Origin of the sequence: Winogradskyella flava (assembly GCF_014243395.1) — a bacterium.
Classification (GTDB): domain Bacteria; phylum Bacteroidota; class Bacteroidia; order Flavobacteriales; family Flavobacteriaceae; genus Winogradskyella; species Winogradskyella flava.
The window spans coordinates 174,839-194,547 of sequence record NZ_JACLCP010000005.1 but is presented as its reverse complement, the minus strand read 5'-3'; the positions used below and the strand labels follow the sequence as shown (position 1 = coordinate 194,547).

Here is a 19,709-nt window from a genome sequence, read left to right as displayed (position 1 = left end):
GATCAACGGTTAGCATAAATAATCATTCTTCATACTGTAAGTAACGAAAAAGTGTTATCGTGTAAGTCATCTTTAATCATTTGATCTGAAAACAAAATTATATCTTTAGGTATGGCTTACGACGAACTTCTTGGAGACCGAATCCGTCAAATTCTAAGAACCGAAAAAGTTCCAATTTAGGATAAAAAAATGATGGGTGGACTAGTCTTTATGGCCAGTCAATAGTAAAATGTGTTGTGACACTCATATCGATAAAAAATATGGAGATAGTTTACTCATGGCAAAAATTGGAGTTGAAGCTTACGGCCGAGAAATTAGTAAGGAAGAATGTTTACCAATGGATTTCAAAGGGAGACCTATGAAAAGCTATATTTTTATAACCCCAAAGGGGTTTGATTTGGATAATGACCTAGACTATTGGATTACCAAGTCCATACACTAAAATAGATCGATTGGCTAAACTTACTAACTATTAGCTGAGAATAAACTTTTCAAAAAGGGTTTTTTGTCCGATTATCTACCAAATTAAATTCTATTGTTTATTAACCGAAAACCTTTTTTTTGGTATTATAGCGAAAACACTTACAAGTTATCTTAAAAATTTGCACTCTATCCTAATAAAAGGTCCCTAAAATAATTTGGTAATACCTTTACATATATAAATAAGTGTCTTACAAACACTTAGTATTGTATTGTTTCCCAAAAACAAAACCTACTTTATTATGAAATCAATTTATGCTATAGCATTCGTTATGATGACCCTTTTATCTTACGGTCAGAAATCATCCTTATTACAGAATGTAAATGTGCGAGCCAAAGAATTAAAGCATAAGCTCAACAAGACTGGCGATAGTCTTATTTTCAATAGTGACAAAGTCATTGAAAAGGTTGAGATTTATAATTCAAACTTCGAAAAAAAATTCACAGTAAATAGTTATAGTGCAAAAATACCTTTAACATATATGCCTTCAGGCAGATATGTAACTGAAGTGAAATTAAGAGGGAAATTGATATTAATTACGCTATTGGTTGAAGAGAATATGATTCCAGAACCATATGAATCCAACCCTAAATCTCACATTACAAAAACAAAACCTTTTAAAAGAGAACCCAATTCTTTTCGAACAATTGCAAGTAAAAGCAAGACAAGCAACCTAAATGAGTCTCATAATCTATTTGGAAGTTCGAGATCAAAATCTAGTGGTATTAAAAGTCCTAACTTAGAAACGGTAAAACCTAAAATTATTGCTCCAATAAAGCTTCCAAAAAAAGACGTAAGGTTTTATTGGATCGTTAGAAATATAAACAAAGGGCAAAGTTCTAGCAAAGTAATGAGAATGGGAGAAAAAGATGAGGTTGACAGAATGATAGAACAAAACAAAATCGATAGACAATCTGCAGCCGGAAAACGTAATGAACTAATTATCTGGGAAGTTTATGACGCTTCGAAATTTATGAAATTTCAGAGATTAAATGCCGATTATGCCAACGCGAAAGAAGCAGATTGTTTTAATGTTATACCAATCTACAACTCTGGAAATTAAACTACTCCTGTTCTATTTTTTCAACTCCAGCTTTTCCGCAAAGTAATCACAAAAATCTTTCATAGTCGCTGTCATTTTTTCATCTTGAGTGGCACGCATAAACGTGTCGCTCATAGTCACTAAAGTCTGGTGAAAAAATTGCTTCATTTCATCAACCGGCATATCCTTAGTCCATAAATCTATTTTTAAAGTTTCTTGAGTCTTACTATCCCAAACGGATAACATTATCGCTTTCGCTTCCTCGTTATCTATGCCACCATCTTGTGCAGACCAATTTAACTTTTCAGGCACACGATTTTCGTCGAGTTCTACATTTAACTCTATTTTAGACTTTATAGTTTTTTCCATTACTTTTTCGGTTTAAATTTAGATATCCTAAAAATATCTTCAGGTTTTTTTTGTAGCACTTTCATTACATCTTCGCCAGTTCTTTCAACATAGGCTCTAACAATTTGCCAACCTATATATTGCCCTAGTCGGCCTGGTGATTCGTTATCCAATTCTAGATAAAATTTAGAAAAAGGTGCATCTGCAATAAATCGCCCAGGTAATTTACTATCTGTACTGTACAATAGTTCTTTCTCAATAAAATAACTCCAGATTGCGCTTTCGTTAGCTTCTGCCCATTTTAATTGTTCCTCTGTATATCCAATTTTTTCAGCATCAGTAGCAAACGGAATCATCTTATCTTTGAAACAAAGTAGCTTTCCGAAATAGATCATTTCATCCAATAGTGTTTTCCTTTCTTTCTGAAAGGTATATTTCTGAGCATATTCTTCTGTCACATCTGGCAAAATTTGATCTTGCTTCATATTTGCTGCCAAATATCTAGGAATGTTTTGGTAAAATCTGTGTTCATCCCCTAAATAATTGTCTAAAGCAATTAGTACTAAAGAATCCGTAACGATAGTCTTATTTCTATAATCCACATCATTAGTCAATGTAATTATCCTCGGCAAACTAAATGTCTTATCGTAGTATTTTAAATGCTGGAATAAGCCTTGTAAATCGTTCTTGGTCTCTTTAAAATCAGGATAAGCTTTATTCACTTCGACTAGTAGCTCGTGCTGTAAGGTGTCATTTATTCTATCTACCCAAACCGAATCTGGAACGTGCTTAGAAAAGAGAAAAGGATAAGCTTCTTTAAGCTGGGGTAAGTCCTTTGGTTGCGCCTCCATGTAAGCTTTATCAAATCGCTCAACAACAAAGTCGGCTTCAATTTTTGCAATTTCTTCTTCAAGTTTAGAATCTTTATTACAAGACACTACAAGAAGTCCCAATATTAACAATGTGTAAATTCTCATAGACATTTTACAAAACATTTTTAATCCTAACACGTTTCCGTTATTTTTGTTGTGCAAAGGTACACTTCTTTGTTCAAAACTTTAAAAATTATGCAAACGGAAAAGGTCGTCGATCATATCGTAAATTGGTTAAAGGATTATGCCACCAATGCAAGAGTCAATGGTTTTGTGATTGGTATTTCTGGTGGAATAGATTCTGCTGTAACATCAACGCTTTGTGCCAAAACAGGCTTGGAAGTTTTATGCATAGAAATGCCTATACATCAAGCTGCAAGTCATGTTAGTAGAGCGCAAGAACATATAGCACAATTAAAAAAACGTTTCCCAAATGTGAGTGACACTAGGGTTGATTTAACACCTGTTTTTGAAGAATTTAAGACCGAAGTTAACCTCGATGGCAAACAAACTACGGTAGATATGGCATTGGCAAATACTAGGGCACGTTTACGTATGACGACTTTGTACTACCACGCTGGTCTATTGGGTCGTTTAGTTGCAGGAACAGGCAACAAGGTTGAAGATTTTGGTGTTGGTTTTTACACAAAATATGGCGATGGTGGCGTGGACTTAAGTCCTATTGCAGATCTTTTAAAATCTGAAGTCTATGCTGTAGGTGATTATCTGGATGTGCCAGAATCAATAATGAAAGCTGCGCCAAGTGATGGTCTATTTGGAGATGCGCGCAGTGATGAAGACCAAATCGGTGCGACTTATCCTGAATTAGAGTGGGCAATGCAAATGAAAGATGAGGGTAAAACAGCTAATGATTTTCAAGGTAGAAAACGTGAGGCTTTTGAGATATTTATGAATTACAATACCAGAAATCAGCATAAAATGGTCCCTATACCTATTTGTGAAATTCCTAAAAATTTAAGGTAAAAACTGCTGTTTATCGAATAAATTGCAGAAACTGTTTAATTTTTGGTTACATTTACGAAACAAATCTCCGCAACATCCTTAATTAACTTTTGCTATTGATTAATAACCCTAACTAAATCAAAAATCAATTGTCATGATACGCATTCTTATTGTTGACAACCATCCTATTGTAAGAACAGGGCTAGAATTGTTCTTCAATAGTAAGCCTGATCTCAAAGTAGTTGGAAAACTGGGAAGCGGCATCGAAATTTTCGAATTTGTAAGACGTCACGAAGTTGATGTAATTATTTCTGAAATAGACCTACCAGAGCTTAATGGTATTACTGCACTAAGAGCTATAAAAAAAGAAAATAAGTCTGTTAATGTCTTAATGTTTAGTAGTCAACCAGAAGAAATTTATGCTATAAGTACATTAAAGGCTGGAGCATCTGGTTATTTGAACAAAACCGCCGATGTTGATACGATAGAAGCTGCCGTTAGAAAAATTCATGGAGGCGAAATTTCATTAAGCGATAAAATGGATAAGCATTTACGCTATGAAGACACTAAAAAGAGTCGAAGTCGTATGTTTAAAAAGCTCTCTACAAGAGAAGTTGAAGTATTAAAATTGCTCTCAATAGGCAGAAAGAATAAAGAAATAGCTGAAGAGCTGGATATAAACGAAAAAACAGTTAGCACATATAAGGCAAGGCTTTTTAAGAAATTAAACGTAACCAATATTGTGGATTTGATCCACCAAGCTAAGCATCATAATCTTACCTAGCGATATAGCTTCCAATAACTTTGCCCAACTTTCTAGACAAAAGCATTTTTAGACCAACATAGTCCTTTACATCTTCCATTATGGGACGAGAATCTACTTCAGGTCTTAAGGTTTCATTTTTATATTCTGCTACCTTTTGATCTATTAAATAGCAACGAAGACTTAAAATGGTCTGGCTCACCAATTGCGAAATTGAATGTTCTTTTTCCTTTGGAATAATTTGATTGCGCTCCCAATCATGAAGATTGTACTTTTCATCTTCCATTAAAATACCTGTAACCTCACTTGCAGATTCTTGATCTAGTTGATTGATAAAATCTTTGGTGGAAAAGTCTTCATCTTGATTCAATCTATCTATAATAGAATAATACAATTCTCTAAAACGCTCATTTGAAAACATCATTTCATCTTCCTGAAGATCTAGATATATCTTTTCAAAAACACGTGCCTCATGTATTGTAGGCTCTAAAAGCAACTCTCCAGAAACCTCATCTTCTTTTAAAATGAGATCTTCAAACTGTTCAGTTCTGTCACCATAGAGCATCAAGATTTCAATAATCTTTCGCTCCAATTCATATTGAACGTTTATTTTCTGCTTTTGCTCTGGTTGATTCTTTACAACTTCAAAAGCTTTCTGTTCTTGTTTGAACTTTTTGTTGGCTTCTTGAAATTCCTTTTTGTTGATTTGTGCCAATGTGCTAAACAACACATTTTCGCTGATTTCCATAATAGAAGCACATTCTTGCACATAGATTTCACGTTTAATAGCATCGGGAATTTTTGCAATGCTATTAACAATTTCTCGAATGGTCTCAGCCTTTTTTATTGGATCATTATTAGCCTCCTTAACTAATAATGACGCCTTAAATTGAATAAAATCCTTAGCATTCCCATTTAGATATTCAGTAAGCTCTTCTAAAGTGTTGGATTTGGCAAAACTGTCTGGATCTTCACCATCTGGGAACGTACACACCTTAACGTTCATACCTTGCTCCAAGATTAAATCAATACCTCTTATGGAAGCTCTAATCCCGGCAGCATCACCATCAAAAAGTACTGTAATATTATTAGTTAGCCTATTGATGAGCCTTATTTGATCGGACGTTAAAGCTGTACCAGAGGAAGAGACGACGTTCTTAACTCCAGTTTGATAAAACTGAATCACATCCGTGTAACCCTCTACCAAATAACAATTATCTTCCTTGGCAATGGTTTGCTTAGCAAAATACAAACCATACAGCACCTTGCTCTTGTGGTAAATCTCACTTTCAGGTGAATTGAGATACTTTGCGGCTTTTTTATCGTTGGTTAGAATACGTCCACCAAAGCCTAGTATGCGACCACTCATGCTATGGATAGGAAACATCACCCTACCTTTAAATCTATCGAAACGCTTTTGCTCTTTTACAATAGTGAGACCCGTTTGCTCTAAGAAGTCTAATTTATAACCCTTACCTAAGGCATCATCTGTAAATGCCTGCCACTCATCCAAGGCATACCCCAATTGAAACTTTTTAATCGTTCCCTCTGTAAATCCTCGCTCTTTAAAATAGCTAAGACCAATCGCTTTACCTTGATCTGTTTTATTTAAAATCTTTTGAAAGTACTCATTAGCATATTCGCTCACCAAATACAAACTTTCTCTAGCATCTGCCTGGGCCTTTTCTTCGTCTGTACGTTCAGTTTCCTCAATTTCTATATTGTACTTTTTGGCAAGGTACTTAATAGCTTCAGGATAGGTAAAATGCTCGTGCTCCATTAAAAATGTCACTGCATTACCTCCTTTGCCAGTCGAGAAGTCTTTCCAAATTTGTTTTACAGGAGACACCATAAAACTCGGTGTACGTTCTTCACTAAAAGGGCTTAGCCCCTTAAAGTTACTTCCAGCTTTTTTTAGTTGTACAAAATCACCAATGACCTCTTCTACGCGAGCAGTTTCAAAAACTTGTGCTATGGAATTTTGTGAAATCAAAAATGAGAATTTTAGCCAGTCTGTAAATTTAAGATAATCTATTTGTTTAAGAAATATATCATTAGGAGTAATTTGAATTTCTTGTGATAATATAAAATGCCTTAATCCGTTTCCAGATTAAGGCATTTGTAACACTCAAAAATTGATTGATTTATAGAGTATCAAATCTAATACCAATTGAAATATTGTTTTGGTCTATCGCTTGATTTTTAAATAATGGATTAAGATCGTACTTCACATATAGTGCTACCTCACCAATTCCGATATAACCACTCAGTCCGTATACAAAATTATTTACTTCATAACCGCCTCTTTGTTTGTTCTTAACTCTATTGCCGTCCTCTTTATATTTAAGCTTTTGCATACTACCAAGATTAACACCAGCATAACCACCTATACCTATTTTCAATTGTCTATGTCTGGAATAACGAAAATAGTTTTCTTTTTCAATCTTTTTAGATGGCCCAAATTCCAAATGTACTGGTATAACTAAATTTGTAGTTCTAAATTTTGCTTTATTAATTTCTAAAGGAAATTCTTGCAGAGTTATATCGCCATCGTTATTTACAAAGTATTGATTGTCTTTAATGTTAAGCTTGTTCCATTGAAATGAGAAGCCGTATTTTAATCTCCAAAAGTTTGTATTCTTAAAGATTCTTGTATTTAGCGTGTATCCCCATTCTACAAATCCGGAACCTCCTAATTTATAAGGTGAATCATCTAGGTCTACACCATCAATTAAGGTATTATTAAAACCAATAGCTGATACATTTTCACCGAAGGTTCTTCGATCGAATTTTGGCTTTCTTTTAGGTTTATCATCACCACTTACATCGATATGAAATCCACCAGAACCAATACTGATTGACACCCTTTCATTATCATCTCTTCTATACTGATAAGAATCATAGCCATTTCTTTTCAGTAATGCTATTTTACTTTCAACTATTTCGGTTCTATTTTCAATATTAAGTGCCGCTACTTTTGCCGCTTCCTTTTTAAGATTTTCTGCCTCTTCTGCAGTAATCTCTTTATCATCTAATCGCTTATTAATTTTGGATATCTTAAGTTTTAAAATTGATTTTTCTTGCTCTTCAATTTTCATTTTTTCTTCTTCTAAATTACTGATCTTATAATCTACATCAGCTTTTCTTATAGAATCTAACTCTTTAGTTTGCCCTTGTGTCGTTGCAAATGCAAGTGATATAATGGCATATACTACTAATCGCGTAATTGTGTTCATAACTGTTCGTTTTTTGATGATTTATATTTATTTAATTTGATTCTTGTTTTATAATACCTTCAGGCGATGACTTTCTCTGAAAATGAAACTTTATTTAGTTATTACGCTCTGCTACAGCCGTTTTCACGGTTTCATAACTTTCTTTTAGTGCTTCATACACCTTTGTTCTAAAAGACTGTCCCATTTCTTCCTCTACGTCCAACAAAAGGGAATTGGCATCAACAGTTTTACTGGTCTCTTTTCTCAACTTATCTTTAAATAATTCTTTACTAGCCAACTTTAAAAGGGAATCTACTTCCCTATCTGTAACTGATGGGGTTTCAGACCTCAATTGATCTAAAGCTTCTACAACTGCATTTTTGTTGATCATTGTTTGTTTAACTAAGCTTTGCTGTGCTTTGTTAGAATCCTTTAAGCGCTCAACTTTATTATCTTCACTTTCTTGGTTACTAGCCAATTGCGTTTCAGTTTTTTGCTTTTTATTGATTACTGCTTTGTAATTGATGATCTGCACTTCTTCTTTTGTGTCATTTTCGTCTATTTCACTATCTGTTTTTTCATTTTCTGCAGCTAACTCTATTGCTTTAACCTCATTTAGATTTGGCTGTTTCGGCTCAATAATTTGTTCCATTGATTCTTCCTCAACTATTTGAGGTGCTGTATTGTCATCGATTTTAGAACCAAAGGTCTCTACCATAATAGCAATCATAATAATTACACCTGCCGCAATTCCCATCCACCAAAACCATGGGTTTTTCGATTTCTTCTCTTGGGTATCCAAACGTTCAGAAAGTTTAGACCAACTTTCTATTGATGGCTGTAAACTTCGCTTTTCGAGCTTGTCTTTTAGTTGTTCTTCGAATTTAATTGGTGCCATAACTACTGTTGTTTAATTCTTTAATTTTCTTTTGGAGCATTTGCCTTGCTTTAAATAATTGTGATTTCGAAGTGCCCTCAGATATATTAAGTAAATCCGCTATCTCATAGTGCTTATACCCTTCGATGGCATACATCACAAAAACCATTTTATAACCTTCTGGTAAACTATCTATTACTTGTTGAATCTCTGCAACTTCAATATTTGTTTTGATGTTATTAGAATAATCATGTTCTAAATACTCATCTTCTGCAGCAAACTCAATGGTCTTTTTTTGTCTTAAATAGGAGATAGCTTCTCTTACCATAATTCGTCTTATCCAGCCCTCAAAACTACCTTCGTTCTTAAATGTTTTTAAATATTTGAATACTTTAAAGAATCCATTGAGCATCACCTCTTCTGCTTGTTGCACATCTTTAATGTAATATCTACAAACGCTTAACATTTTTGGCGCATGCAACTCATACAATACATGTTGAGCTTCACGGTTGTTTTTTGCAGCTCTTTGTATAAGTTTTATTTCGTTTTTATGAAGTTGGATAACTTTCATTCTAATTTACGGTTGCGCTTCTATTTATAAAGACGCAATTGTTTGGCTAATGGTTGTCTGGGAAGTGAAAATTAGTTTAAAAATTTTATAAGTAATTGATTTTCAAATAAATAAAATTTATTTTTTTCTATCAATAACATAATCTACCATTAACTTTAATGAAGATTTGTACGGAGATTCTGGGTAATTGTTTAGTAAATTTAATGCCTCTTCTTGGAAAGCTTTCATTTTTGAAGTGGCATAATCCAAGCCATTATTGGCTCTTACAAAAGTTATAACCTCTTTAACACGCTTTTTGTCCTTATTGTAATTTTTGACCGAATTTATAAGCCAAGCTTTCTCTTTTTTAGAACAATTGTTTAGCACATAAATAAGGGGTAAAGTCATTTTTTGCTCCTTAATATCTATACCTGTAGGTTTGCCTATTTTTTCCTCGCCATAGTCAAATAGGTCATCTTTTATTTGAAATGCCATACCAATAAGTTCACCAAACTTTCGCATGGTTTCCACTTCTGGAGCATTGGGTTTAACTGATGCAGCACCCAAACTACAGCAGGCTGCAATTAAGGTTGCTGTTTTCTGCCGTATGATATCATAATAGACCGCTTCTGTAATATCTAGCTGTCTTGCCTTTTCAATTTGAAGTAATTCGCCCTCACTCATTTCCCTTACAGCAACAGAAATAATTTTCAATAAATCGAAATCGTTATTGTCTATAGAAAGCAATAAGCCCTTAGACAAAAGGTAATCACCTATTAGTACTGCTATTTTGTTTTTCCAAAGGGCATTGATAGAAAAGAAGCCACGACGTCTATTACTGTCGTCCACAACATCATCGTGAACCAGAGTCGCTGTATGAATTAATTCTATTACGGAAGCGCCTCTGTATGTTCGCTCGCTAACCTCTCCATTATTCATCATCTTGGCGACCAAAAACACAAACATTGGTCGCATTTGTTTGCCCTTACGGTTAACAATGTAATGTGTAATGCGATTAAGAAGTGCCACTTTACTCGCCATAGAGAGCCTAAACTTTCGCTCAAAAAGTTCCATCTCATAAGCTATGGGCTGCTTTATCTGTTCGGTTATTTTCATTTATTGAATAAGACTCTTGCGAAATTACGAATAAACTAAGTTTTAAATCGCATATCGAGAATAATTAGAATTTAACACCACTGGAAAACAATTATTTGTAACTTTAAAGCTATTAATCCAAAAACATAACTTATGAAAAAAATTACTTTATTAATTACAACACTAGTCTTTTCCACTAGTCTAATGTTAGGACAAACTGTTTTAAGCGAGGATTTTGAATCAGGCTTGAGCACACCTACTGGATGGACAAATAACGATATAGCTGGTGGTGGAGACATATGGACTTTTGCAAATGGCGGTGATGCTGTCGGTTATACTTCGCCCAATACGATTTATTATGTAAATGGTGAATTAGCGGGAAATTATGCATTGTTTGATAGTGATGGATATGGCAACAATACTACAGCAGAAGATGCAGCATTAGAAAGTCCAATATTCGACTGTTCTGGTTTAACATCGGTAACACTATCATTTAATCATTTTTTTACAGCTGGTTTTGGCGGTCAAGGATTTGTAGAAGTTTCAACTGATGGAGTAGGCTGGTCACAAGTTGCCTCTTACAGTGGAGTGGACCAAGCTGCATCTTCTTTTGGATTTGAATCTATTGATGTCTCAGCTGATCTAGCAGGAGCTGCAAATGCTCAAGTCCGTTTTAGATGGACAGGAGATTATGCATGGGGCTGGGCCGTTGATAATGTGTCTGTTTTTCAATGTACTGTCAATGCACCAAATGCTGTAACAACTGCTATAATGCCTTCTAATGGGGCTACTGGCGTAACTATTGCATATGGAGACCCTAGAAATTTGGGTCCAATCGAATGGGCACCGCCGTCTTCGGGTGATGCTGCTGACAGTTATAATATTAGTTTAGGAGCTAATACAGCTGGTGACGATATTGGCTTAATCACTGGGTTTAGTATCGGAAATTCCATTAATTTTAACTGGCAACCTAATACAACTTACTATTGGTTCATAGAAGCAGTTAACTGTGCTGGTGTCACCGCTGGACCAGTATTTAGTTTTACTACAGAAGCGTGTACAGATACAATAGCGCCGCCTGCTGCCACTGCACCTATACCAGGCGATGCAGCAACAAATGTAACTATTGATGCGAATGGAAATTCTCTAACTTTTTCGTGGACGGGAGATCCAGATGTTAATTATACTTTAAACTTAGATACAGCTAATCCTCCAGTCCAAAATTCATTTAACAATTTTGAAAATGGAGGTGAAATAACTGGTTTAGCCGAAAACACGACGTATTTCTGGTCTTTAGATCCTATAAACTGTTTTGGAGAAACCACTGGACCTGTCTGGAGTTTTACTACTGGCTTAGCATTATCAACTTCTGAGGAAGAGTTTAGTACTTTTAGCGTTTCACCAAATCCTGTTAGTGATATCTTGAATATTAAATCAGCTGAACCAATAGATAATGTTATTGTATATGACCTTACTGGCAGAAAAGCTGCTCATTTTAATAAAGGAGATATTTTCAATTCAAGCATTAACATTTCAAATCTATCTCAAGGTTTATATTTAGTAAAAATTACTGCTGGAACAAATACTCAGACAATAAAAGTCACAAAACAGTAGAGATAATAAAGTTAAAAAAAAGCGGCAATAAGCCGCTTTTTTTATACCCTAACTTTTATTAGCCAGCTGACCGCAAGCGGCATCAATATCCTTACCTCTGCTTCGCCTAACGGTTACCGTAATGTTATTTGCTTCAAGAACGTTAACATACATATCTATTGCTTTTGAGTCAGCTTGTTGAAACTCACCATCATCAATTGGATTGTATTCTATAAGATTCACCTTACTTGGTGCAAACTTGCAGAAGTTTACTAAGGCATCTACATCTTTTCGTTTATCATTAATACCTTTCCAAACTACATACTCATAGGTAATTCGATTCTTAGTCTTAGCATACCAATACTCTAATGCTTCTCTCAAATCTTTTAAGGGAAACGTAGCATTGAACGGCATAATAGATGTTCTAACTTCGTCAATTGCAGAATGCAGCGACACGGCTAGTTTAAATCGCACTTCATCATCCGCCATTTTCTTTATCATTTTAGGTACTCCAGAAGTTGAGACCACAATTCGTTTTGGAGACATGCCCAAGCCTTCAGGCGATGTTATTTTATCAATGGCCTTAAGGACATTGTTGTAGTTCATTAAAGGTTCTCCCATGCCCATAAACACGATATTACTCAATGGCCTACCATGATATAATCGGCTTTCATTATCGATGGCTACAACTTGGTCATAGATTTCATCTGGATTGAGATTACGCATGCGTTTCAATCTTGCTGTTGCGCAAAATTTACAGTCTAAACTACAACCTACTTGCGAAGATACGCAAGCCGTTGTGCGCGTTGCGGTAGGAATCAAAACAGACTCAACAATTAAATCATCATGCAATCTAACTGCATTTTTTATAGTACCATCAGAGCTGCGTTGCATCTGATCTACTTTGATATGATTAATTACAAAGTTATCTTGTAACATCCGGCGCGTTTCAATGGATATATTGGTCATGTCCTCAAAACTATGTGCCGATTTTTGCCACAACCATTCATACACCTGATTCCCTCTAAATGCTTTATCACCCTGTTTTACAAAAAAATCTCGCAGTTGTTCTTTGGTTAGGGCACGTATGTCTTTCTTTTTAATTTCCATTTTGGTAAAGTTACTCAAATGAACTGGCATTTATCCATTCATAAAAAAAGCCTCAATTAAGAGGCTTTGATAATCTTTCTTTAATTCTCAATTAGATAATAAGCATAGCATCTCCATAAGAATAGAATCTGTACTTTTCTTTCACTGCTTCTTCATAGGCTTTCTTCATGAAATCATGACCAGCAAAGGCAGAGACCATCATCAACAATGTTGATTTTGGTGTATGAAAATTAGTAATCATGCAGTTAGCAATACTAAAATCGTACGGTGGAAAAATGAACTTATTGGTCCAGCCATCGTACTCATTCAATCTTCCATTTGATGATACAGAACTCTCAATGGTACGCATAGAAGTAGTTCCAACAGCGCAAACACGCTTTTTGCTTTCAATACCTCTATTTACAATATCTGCAGCTCTCGGTGTAATAACAATTTCTTCACTGTCCATTTTATGCTTGGATAGATCTTCTACCTCAACAGGATTAAATGTACCCAAACCAACATGAAGTGTTACTTCCGCCATTTCCACACCTTTGATTTCTAGACGCTTCAATAAGTGCTTTGAGAAGTGTAATCCAGCCGTTGGTGCCGCTACAGCACCTTCATTTTTTGCAAAGATTGTTTGGTAACGCTCTTCGTCTTCTGGCTGTACATCTCTCTTAATATATTTTGGAAGCGGTGTTTCTCCTAGTTCTGTTAGCTTTCTTCTAAAATCGGTATAAGATCCGTCATATAGGAACCTTAAGGTACGTCCTCTAGACGTTGTATTATCAATTACCTCAGCAACTAGAGTTTCATCTTCACCAAAATATAATTTGTTTCCAATTCTAATCTTTCGAGCAGGATCTACAAGTACATCCCAAAGACGTTGGTCTTGGTTTAATTCGCGCAATAAAAAAACTTCGATACGTGCGCCCGTTTTTTCCTTGTTACCGTATAGTCTTGCTGGGAAAACTTTAGTGTTATTTAAAATCATCACATCCCCTTCATCAAAATAATCGATAACATCCTTAAAGAGTTTATGTTCAATTGTTTGATTCTCTCTATTAAGAACCATTAATCTAGATTCATCCCTGTGCTCTGCCGGATGCTCTGCTAATAATTCCTCTGGAAGGTCAAAACTAAAGTGTGATAATTTCATTTGTTAGATTTTATTGTTTTATTGGTTAAATGGAATCTTTAACCACTTATTTTTTGAAGTCGCAAATATACAATCTCAAGATAGGCCTTGTCAAGTAAATGGAGGTTTATTTTATAATGAAGCCTATAGCTTTAAAATCCTCCCAAAATTGAGGATAGGATTTACTCACAACATCTGCATTTTCTATAATAATGGAAGTCTTCAAACCCAGTGGAGCAAATGCCATTGCCATTCTATGGTCATTATAGGTGGCAATAGAGATATCGCCCTTAATGTGCGTTGCTGGTTTTAATTGCAAGGCTTTATCCGTAATCGCAACCTGAGCTCCTAGCTTTTCCAGCTCCGTTTTAAGCGCAACAAGTCTGTCGGTTTCCTTTATCTTAAGGGTATGAAGTCCTATTAGGTTACATTCTAAACCCAAACCAAAAGCCGTAACAGAAATGGTCTGTGCGATATCTGGCGCATTGCTTAAATCTAATTCTATTCTAGATTGGCTATTGATGATTGAAGATTTGTGAAGTGTAATACTATTATTCTCAAAGGTGGTCTCTACACCAAATTGCTTATAAATTGCAGATAAAACCGAATCTCCTTGGAGTGAATTACTTTTATAAGATCTTAACTTAATTTGAGTTCCAATGGCACTTAAAGCTACAACACTATAAAAATAAGACGCAGAAGACCAATCAGATTCCACCGTGAACCTCTGTAATTGCAGTTTTGCATCTTTTGACTTTACTTTGATCGTATTATCCTTAAATTCAGTTTGAATGCCTAACTCGTCCAAAAGGCTAAGCGTCATTTTAATATATGGCACTGAAGTAATCTTACCCTCTAATACTAATTCCATTCCATTATTTAATCTCGAAGCGATTAATAACAGTGCTGATATATATTGGCTGCTTACGTTAGCTTTTAATGTAACTTTATTGTTTGATAGTTTTTTACCTTTAATCTTTAGTGGTGGAAATCCCTCATTTTCTAAATAACCTATATCAGCCCCCAAACCTTTTAAAGCATCTACCAAAATCTTAATAGGTCGTTCTTTCATTCTGGACGATCCTGTTATAACAACTTCACGATTATCCTGAATGGAAAAATAGGCCGTTAAAAAACGCATAGCTGTGCCAGCATGATGAATATCAATAGCACTATCTTTTGACTCTAAAGCTTTCTGCATTAGAACAGAGTCATCAGAATTAGATAAATTATCAATTGAAATCTCAGGATACAAAGCCTGAAGTAGTAGCAAACGATTGGATTCACTTTTGGAACCTGTGATTTCTATCTCTTTTAGAATGTTATCGATTGATGATTTTTGAATTTGAATATCCATATAAAAATTCCTGCTGGGGTTTGCTTGTTGAAATGCGGGAATAAAATTACTTTAATTTATCGTTATTATGATGTCTATCGTGATCGCGTTTTGCTTTTTTATCCATTTTTTTATCAAAAGCCTTTTGAAGATCAATTCCCGTTTGATTTGCTAAACAAAGTACTACAAACATGACATCAGCAAGTTCTTCTCCCAGATCTTTACCTTTGTCACTTTCCTTTTCACTCTGCTCGCCATAACGTCTCGCGATAATCCGAGCAACCTCGCCAACCTCTTCGGTGAGCTGTGCCATATTGGTAAGCTCGTTAAAATATCTTACGCCATGGGTCTTGATCCAGTCATCAACTTCTTTTTGAGCATTTTTAATATCCATGATTACGCTTTTGTTAATACGATTTGCTGTGCTTGTTTATCAATCACAGAGCTAAAAAAACTTTTAAATACTTTATAATTTACAGGCCCAATGATCGGATTATTTATATCTAAATTAACTTTTAATTGCAAATAACGTCCATTCTCTCTCAATATGTATTCAAATTTAGCATCATCATTATTGAATTCCATCATTTCACTTTTGGGTAAAGACTCAACATTATAACCATCAGGTAACATTATGTTAATGGTATACGCATCTTTATAAGGCATAATAAAATCAATCGGATATTGACGCTCTTCTAGTTTAAACGGGTTCTCTTTTATAGCTAGGAACAGCATCGGAGAAAAGTAAAGTTTTTCTCCAACCTCATCAATACCGTCGGATAATTCATAATCGTAAGATATTTTGACTGGTTGCATTGTATTTTTCCTGTTTTCAAAATTGAGCTCTCCAACTTCTAAATCGCCCTTATTTGACTCTATCGCCTTGATATGGTCTTCTTCAGCTAATAACGCATATCGCTTTCTATATCGTAATGCCGAATATGAATTTAAGTTTTTTAAAACTTTCCCAGAAACAGAAAAATCATCATGAATTTTTACATTTAGCCTAGTTGATTCTAAAGATTTTGTATTCGATCTTAGATCAATCCATTCTGAGTTACCATCTTTAGAAATAACTCTTCCTCTCCAGTTAAGTACACGCTCTGGTAATACATTATTTGTACTAAATGGTTCTGTAGCATCGATTAGCATATACTTATCTCCACTTTTAACCATACAAATCACATAATTAAAGCCCTCTCTTGTTGGAAAAAGTGGGATTCCGTTATTTCTAGTACTTATTAAAACAGGATATGCATTAACCCCTTGCGATTGCAACATTGAAGTGACCAATAAATTTACATCTGCAACATTACCTACACCGTCTTTATAAGCAGATCTGATTCCTTTTTGAGTATATTTTCCATAGTTTCCATTCCATTTTACTTTTGACTTCACAAAATTTTCGATTAAAAATGCTTTTTCAAAATCATTGGCTGCACTAGCTAATAAGGCTTCTAAATCATCTTTGTAGAAACTTGATTTACTTAACTGTCCTCCAAAATGCGTGCTTTCATAAATAGTTTTTGATACCTCCTGCCAAGATGAAGAAAATGATTTGTCAATAACACCATAAGAGTTTAAAACGGCATTTAGCTCTAAAGCCATTTTACTTCTATAAATATTGATGTTACCTGCATAAGCTTCTTCTTTTAGGGCTGGCACATTAGTTTCTTCGACATCAATTATGTCTACTTTGTATTCAAACGGTACTGTCAAATTCTTTGAGGTCTCCTTCAGTTTTGGCATATAGGTAGACCTTAAATTCATTTGTTTTTTGTAGACATAATATTCTGGTGTTGCTAATTTAACCTCAAGTCTGTTGATAGGGATATTGTATTGAAAAATGATATCTTCAATACCTATTGAGCCTGTTGTAATTTTGTATTTATATTCTATGACCGAACCCTCTTTAATATTTGGCATGGTAAACGAGTTTATCTTTGTGTACTCGTTGTAGTCCTCGCTAAATTTACCGTCGCTAGTTAATTTATCTTTTGTGATTTTTCCATCGATGTAATTATAGGTCACGCCTTTTAATCCTGTTAGATTTTCTTCAAATCGGTTACTTCCTTGATACAAATACTCTTTTTTAGTTGCCCAATCGAAACCATCCTTGTTGTATATTTTTACACGCTCATGGATTTCCCTTTGCTGCATAAAACCATCAGAATCCGTGTAATAAAAACTAATGGATTCATTTCTATATAATACAGCGGCAGAAGCTGAGGAATCTATTGGGTGAAATTTCTCCTGTAATTCCTCTTTGGATACTTTTCCAAATTTAAAGTTTTGAGCAATCACCTGATTAAGACTAAAAAAAATAATTGCGACAATAAATAGATGTTTCATGTGTAAAATATTATAAGCTAATTTGTATTAATTTAAGTTTTGGATATGGTAGATCTATACTTTAATTAGAACAACTTTGGTTTTGTCATTCTTGACAATCTGTTTTCTAAAATTCCTGAAAGCTTTGTAATCTTCTTTAGGGTAATTTCCCTTATTGAGAATATAAGTTCGGGTGTATTTTATTTTATTATCTCCTAGGGACTCCAGTTTGAACTTATAAGTTCCAAAATTTGTTTTGAGCTCTTTACCTTCCGACATAGCTTCTAGCTTAAACCCTTCTGGAATCGCTATTACAAAGTTATCTACATCTTTAAATGATCGATCTATTTTAAACTCAAATTTTCGCTCTGAGTAACGCGTTGGAATTTGAGTAACCTTATTAAACATATTTGGCTGAAAAATAAGTCGATCTCCACTTTTAGAAGCATAATTAGTTGATGATAACTTTATGCTTTCATTATAGATTACTTGTTCCTTATCATTAGCAATTTTGATGTCGTCAATGTTTAAGTCATTGATATTATCCCAATAGTCTTTGTAATGCAATTGCTGATCTCTTGCCGTCTCATTTTCTATCCCTTCGTGAATTTGATATTGATATCCTGTAGTAATTATGTCTACATCTGCATTAAAACCACCTGTTTCGTCCAATATAATATTGGCAGTAGTTTCTTGGACACTATCATCTGCTCCGTATATCTTAGTATGTACTATCTCACCGCCTTCTGGTTTTACCAAAAGCACATCTCTATCATCCGTAAAACCTGCCGTAAAGCCAAAAGGACTGGTTTGGCTGGTACATTCTAAAAAAATATTTTGGTCTTCACTAGGAACGCACAAGATGACATGGTTACCTTCTATTGCAGAAAACTCACTATCAATACTCCTAACATTTCTTCCTCCATAAACAACTGTATAATATGATGGTACTTCAACAGCCTCTAATAATGCTTTGGTATAGTTGGTCAGTCCTTTACAGTCTGCGTAGCCCAATTTATCAACATCTGATGCCAACATAGGCTTCCAGCCTCCAATACCAACTTGTATACTTATATACCGCGTTTTATCCTGCATATATTTATAGACCAATTTTGCACGCTCAATTTTATCATCGACACCAGATGTAAGCTGTTTAACTTCATCTATTGTAGTCTGAGGTATGTCGTCAGTTCCTGTTAAGAGTCTATCGTACATCCATTTACCAAAATCATTCCAGTCATTATTTATACCATCCACTCCTATCATATTGAATTTCCGCATAGCGACCCGATATGTTGGTACTAAAGTTCTTAATTCGGGAGCATATGACTCGTACTTCATGCCTTTAAAGTCTTCAATCACATAATGATGATCTGATACTTTTTTAATCTGATAGTCTTCAAAATTTTGCTTTTTTGATTTAAGCTCTACACCTGCCGAATTAATAATTTCATATTCTGCATGTTCAATACCAACATAGTAGTCATCAACAGGAAACCAGCCAGGGAAAAAAGCAGTATTCTTATGAAGAACTTCTGACGTATACTCTATAGTATAAGGATATTCCCTTGGAATATAATTTAGATATTTTACGCGATTATCTTCATAAATAGAAATATTGCTAACCGCGCTTGCATCCGTAAAATCGCGTTCTTTAACTTTTTTTATTTCTTCACCTAAGGCATCATAGATACGAGCTTCTATTTTTTTGATACTTGTATTGTTATCATAACCCTGTCCAGTATTTGTGTGTCTATTTCCTTTTTTATTGAAAACAGTTACAATACGCTTCTTTCTTACAAGTATTTTATCGTAATCCAATACTTCAACGGTCTTCTTGTCATACCTCACTACAGCATCAGTCTTAGTTTTGAGTTCTAAAGGAATGGTTAGTGAGTTGTAAACATCTTCGGATTGGGAGAAACAAATAAAACAAGTGAATATTGCGAAAAAGGTAAGCGGTATGCGGAGCATTAACATTATTTATTTGAGTTTAGGTCTCACAATATAAAA

At 34.6% G+C, this 19,709-nt stretch carries 18 protein-coding genes; 5 read left to right on the top strand and 13 right to left on the bottom strand.

The features are described from left to right. Window positions 1-229 precede the first annotated feature (229 nt). Both H7F21_RS17445 and H7F21_RS15135 read left to right on the top strand, forming a co-directional pair. On the top strand, window positions 230-442 hold the full coding sequence (locus H7F21_RS17445; RefSeq protein WP_246431500.1) for a hypothetical protein: 213 nt from the start codon (window positions 230-232) through the stop codon (window positions 440-442). 280 nt (window positions 443-722) lie between these two features. Beyond that, window positions 723-1,544: a hypothetical protein gene (locus H7F21_RS15135; protein WP_185790146.1), complete on the top strand. Its 822-nt coding sequence runs from the start codon at window positions 723-725 to the stop codon at window positions 1,542-1,544. Between the two features lie 12 nt (window positions 1,545-1,556). Here the strand turns inward: H7F21_RS15135 and gldC are convergent, their stop codons facing one another. Both gldC and gldB read right to left on the bottom strand, forming a co-directional pair. Next, window positions 1,557-1,892 carry a gliding motility protein GldC gene (gene gldC / locus H7F21_RS15130; protein WP_185790145.1) on the bottom strand — a complete coding sequence of 112 codons (336 nt, stop codon included), beginning with the start codon at window positions 1,890-1,892 and terminating at the stop codon, window positions 1,557-1,559. Then, window positions 1,892-2,848 carry a gliding motility lipoprotein GldB gene (gene gldB / locus H7F21_RS15125; protein ID WP_185790217.1) on the bottom strand — a complete coding sequence of 319 codons (957 nt, stop codon included), beginning with the start codon at window positions 2,846-2,848 and terminating at the stop codon, window positions 1,892-1,894. The genes gldC and gldB overlap by 1 nt, the downstream gene beginning before the upstream one ends. A 90-nt stretch (window positions 2,849-2,938) precedes the next feature. On the opposite strand from gldB, the gene nadE reads away from it, so the two are divergent. Both nadE and H7F21_RS15115 read left to right on the top strand, forming a co-directional pair. Next, window positions 2,939-3,727 carry an NAD(+) synthase gene (gene nadE, locus H7F21_RS15120; protein ID WP_185790144.1) on the top strand — a complete coding sequence of 263 codons (789 nt, stop codon included), beginning with the start codon at window positions 2,939-2,941 and terminating at the stop codon, window positions 3,725-3,727. 133 nt (window positions 3,728-3,860) lie between these two features. After that, entirely contained in the window at window positions 3,861-4,490 is a 630-nt protein-coding gene (locus tag H7F21_RS15115; RefSeq protein WP_185790143.1) for a response regulator, read from the top strand. Here H7F21_RS15115 and dnaG read toward each other — a convergent pair. The 5 genes from dnaG to H7F21_RS15090 all read right to left on the bottom strand — a co-directional run bounded on the left by dnaG (window position 4,483) and on the right by H7F21_RS15090 (window position 10,227). Beyond that, complete coding sequence (gene dnaG / locus H7F21_RS15110; protein WP_185790142.1) at window positions 4,483-6,462, bottom strand: DNA primase; 1,980 nt, start codon at window positions 6,460-6,462, stop codon at window positions 4,483-4,485. The two genes, H7F21_RS15115 and dnaG, sit on opposite strands and share 8 nt — an antisense overlap. Before the next feature lie 151 nt (window positions 6,463-6,613). Beyond that, window positions 6,614-7,705, bottom strand: coding sequence for a coiled-coil domain-containing protein (locus H7F21_RS15105; protein WP_185790141.1), 1,092 nt, complete (start codon window positions 7,703-7,705; stop codon window positions 6,614-6,616). A gap of 94 nt (window positions 7,706-7,799) precedes the next feature. Next, on the bottom strand, window positions 7,800-8,582 hold the full coding sequence (locus H7F21_RS15100) for a hypothetical protein (RefSeq protein WP_185790140.1): 783 nt from the start codon (window positions 8,580-8,582) through the stop codon (window positions 7,800-7,802). Beyond that, on the bottom strand, window positions 8,569-9,132 hold the full coding sequence (locus tag H7F21_RS15095; protein ID WP_185790139.1) for an RNA polymerase sigma factor: 564 nt from the start codon (window positions 9,130-9,132) through the stop codon (window positions 8,569-8,571). Before H7F21_RS15095 ends, H7F21_RS15100 begins: the two co-directional genes overlap by 14 nt. Window positions 9,133-9,249: 117 nt before the next feature. After that, complete coding sequence (locus H7F21_RS15090) at window positions 9,250-10,227, bottom strand: polyprenyl synthetase family protein (protein WP_185790138.1); 978 nt, start codon at window positions 10,225-10,227, stop codon at window positions 9,250-9,252. A 132-nt stretch (window positions 10,228-10,359) separates the two neighbouring features. Between H7F21_RS15090 and H7F21_RS15085 the strand changes: the two genes are divergently transcribed. Next, window positions 10,360-11,820, top strand: coding sequence for a T9SS type A sorting domain-containing protein (locus H7F21_RS15085; protein ID WP_185790137.1), 1,461 nt, complete (start codon window positions 10,360-10,362; stop codon window positions 11,818-11,820). 48 nt (window positions 11,821-11,868) lie between these two features. Here the strand turns inward: H7F21_RS15085 and rlmN are convergent, their stop codons facing one another. The 6 genes from rlmN to H7F21_RS15055 all read right to left on the bottom strand — a co-directional run bounded on the left by rlmN (window position 11,869) and on the right by H7F21_RS15055 (window position 19,670). After that, window positions 11,869-12,909, bottom strand: a complete 1,041-nt coding sequence (gene rlmN / locus H7F21_RS15080) for a dual-specificity RNA methyltransferase RlmN (RefSeq protein WP_185790136.1) — start codon at window positions 12,907-12,909, stop codon at window positions 11,869-11,871. A 91-nt stretch (window positions 12,910-13,000) separates the two neighbouring features. Beyond that, window positions 13,001-14,050 carry a tRNA preQ1(34) S-adenosylmethionine ribosyltransferase-isomerase QueA gene (gene queA / locus H7F21_RS15075; RefSeq protein WP_185790135.1) on the bottom strand — a complete coding sequence of 350 codons (1,050 nt, stop codon included), beginning with the start codon at window positions 14,048-14,050 and terminating at the stop codon, window positions 13,001-13,003. A 106-nt stretch (window positions 14,051-14,156) separates the two neighbouring features. After that, window positions 14,157-15,386 carry a 3-phosphoshikimate 1-carboxyvinyltransferase gene (locus H7F21_RS15070; RefSeq protein ID WP_185790134.1) on the bottom strand — a complete coding sequence of 410 codons (1,230 nt, stop codon included), beginning with the start codon at window positions 15,384-15,386 and terminating at the stop codon, window positions 14,157-14,159. 46 nt (window positions 15,387-15,432) lie between these two features. Then, the gene (locus H7F21_RS15065; protein WP_185790133.1) at window positions 15,433-15,759 is read right to left on the bottom strand and encodes a nucleotide pyrophosphohydrolase; all 327 of its coding nucleotides are present in this window, start codon (window positions 15,757-15,759) and stop codon (window positions 15,433-15,435) included. Window positions 15,760-15,761: 2 nt separating this feature from the next. Further along, on the bottom strand, window positions 15,762-17,717 hold the full coding sequence (locus H7F21_RS15060) for a transglutaminase family protein (RefSeq protein ID WP_185790132.1): 1,956 nt from the start codon (window positions 17,715-17,717) through the stop codon (window positions 15,762-15,764). 54 nt (window positions 17,718-17,771) lie between these two features. After that, window positions 17,772-19,670 (bottom strand): DUF3857 domain-containing protein, encoded by a 1,899-nt coding sequence (locus H7F21_RS15055; protein WP_246431499.1) that lies wholly within the window; start codon window positions 19,668-19,670, stop codon window positions 17,772-17,774. Between the last annotated feature and the right edge of the window lie 39 nt (window positions 19,671-19,709).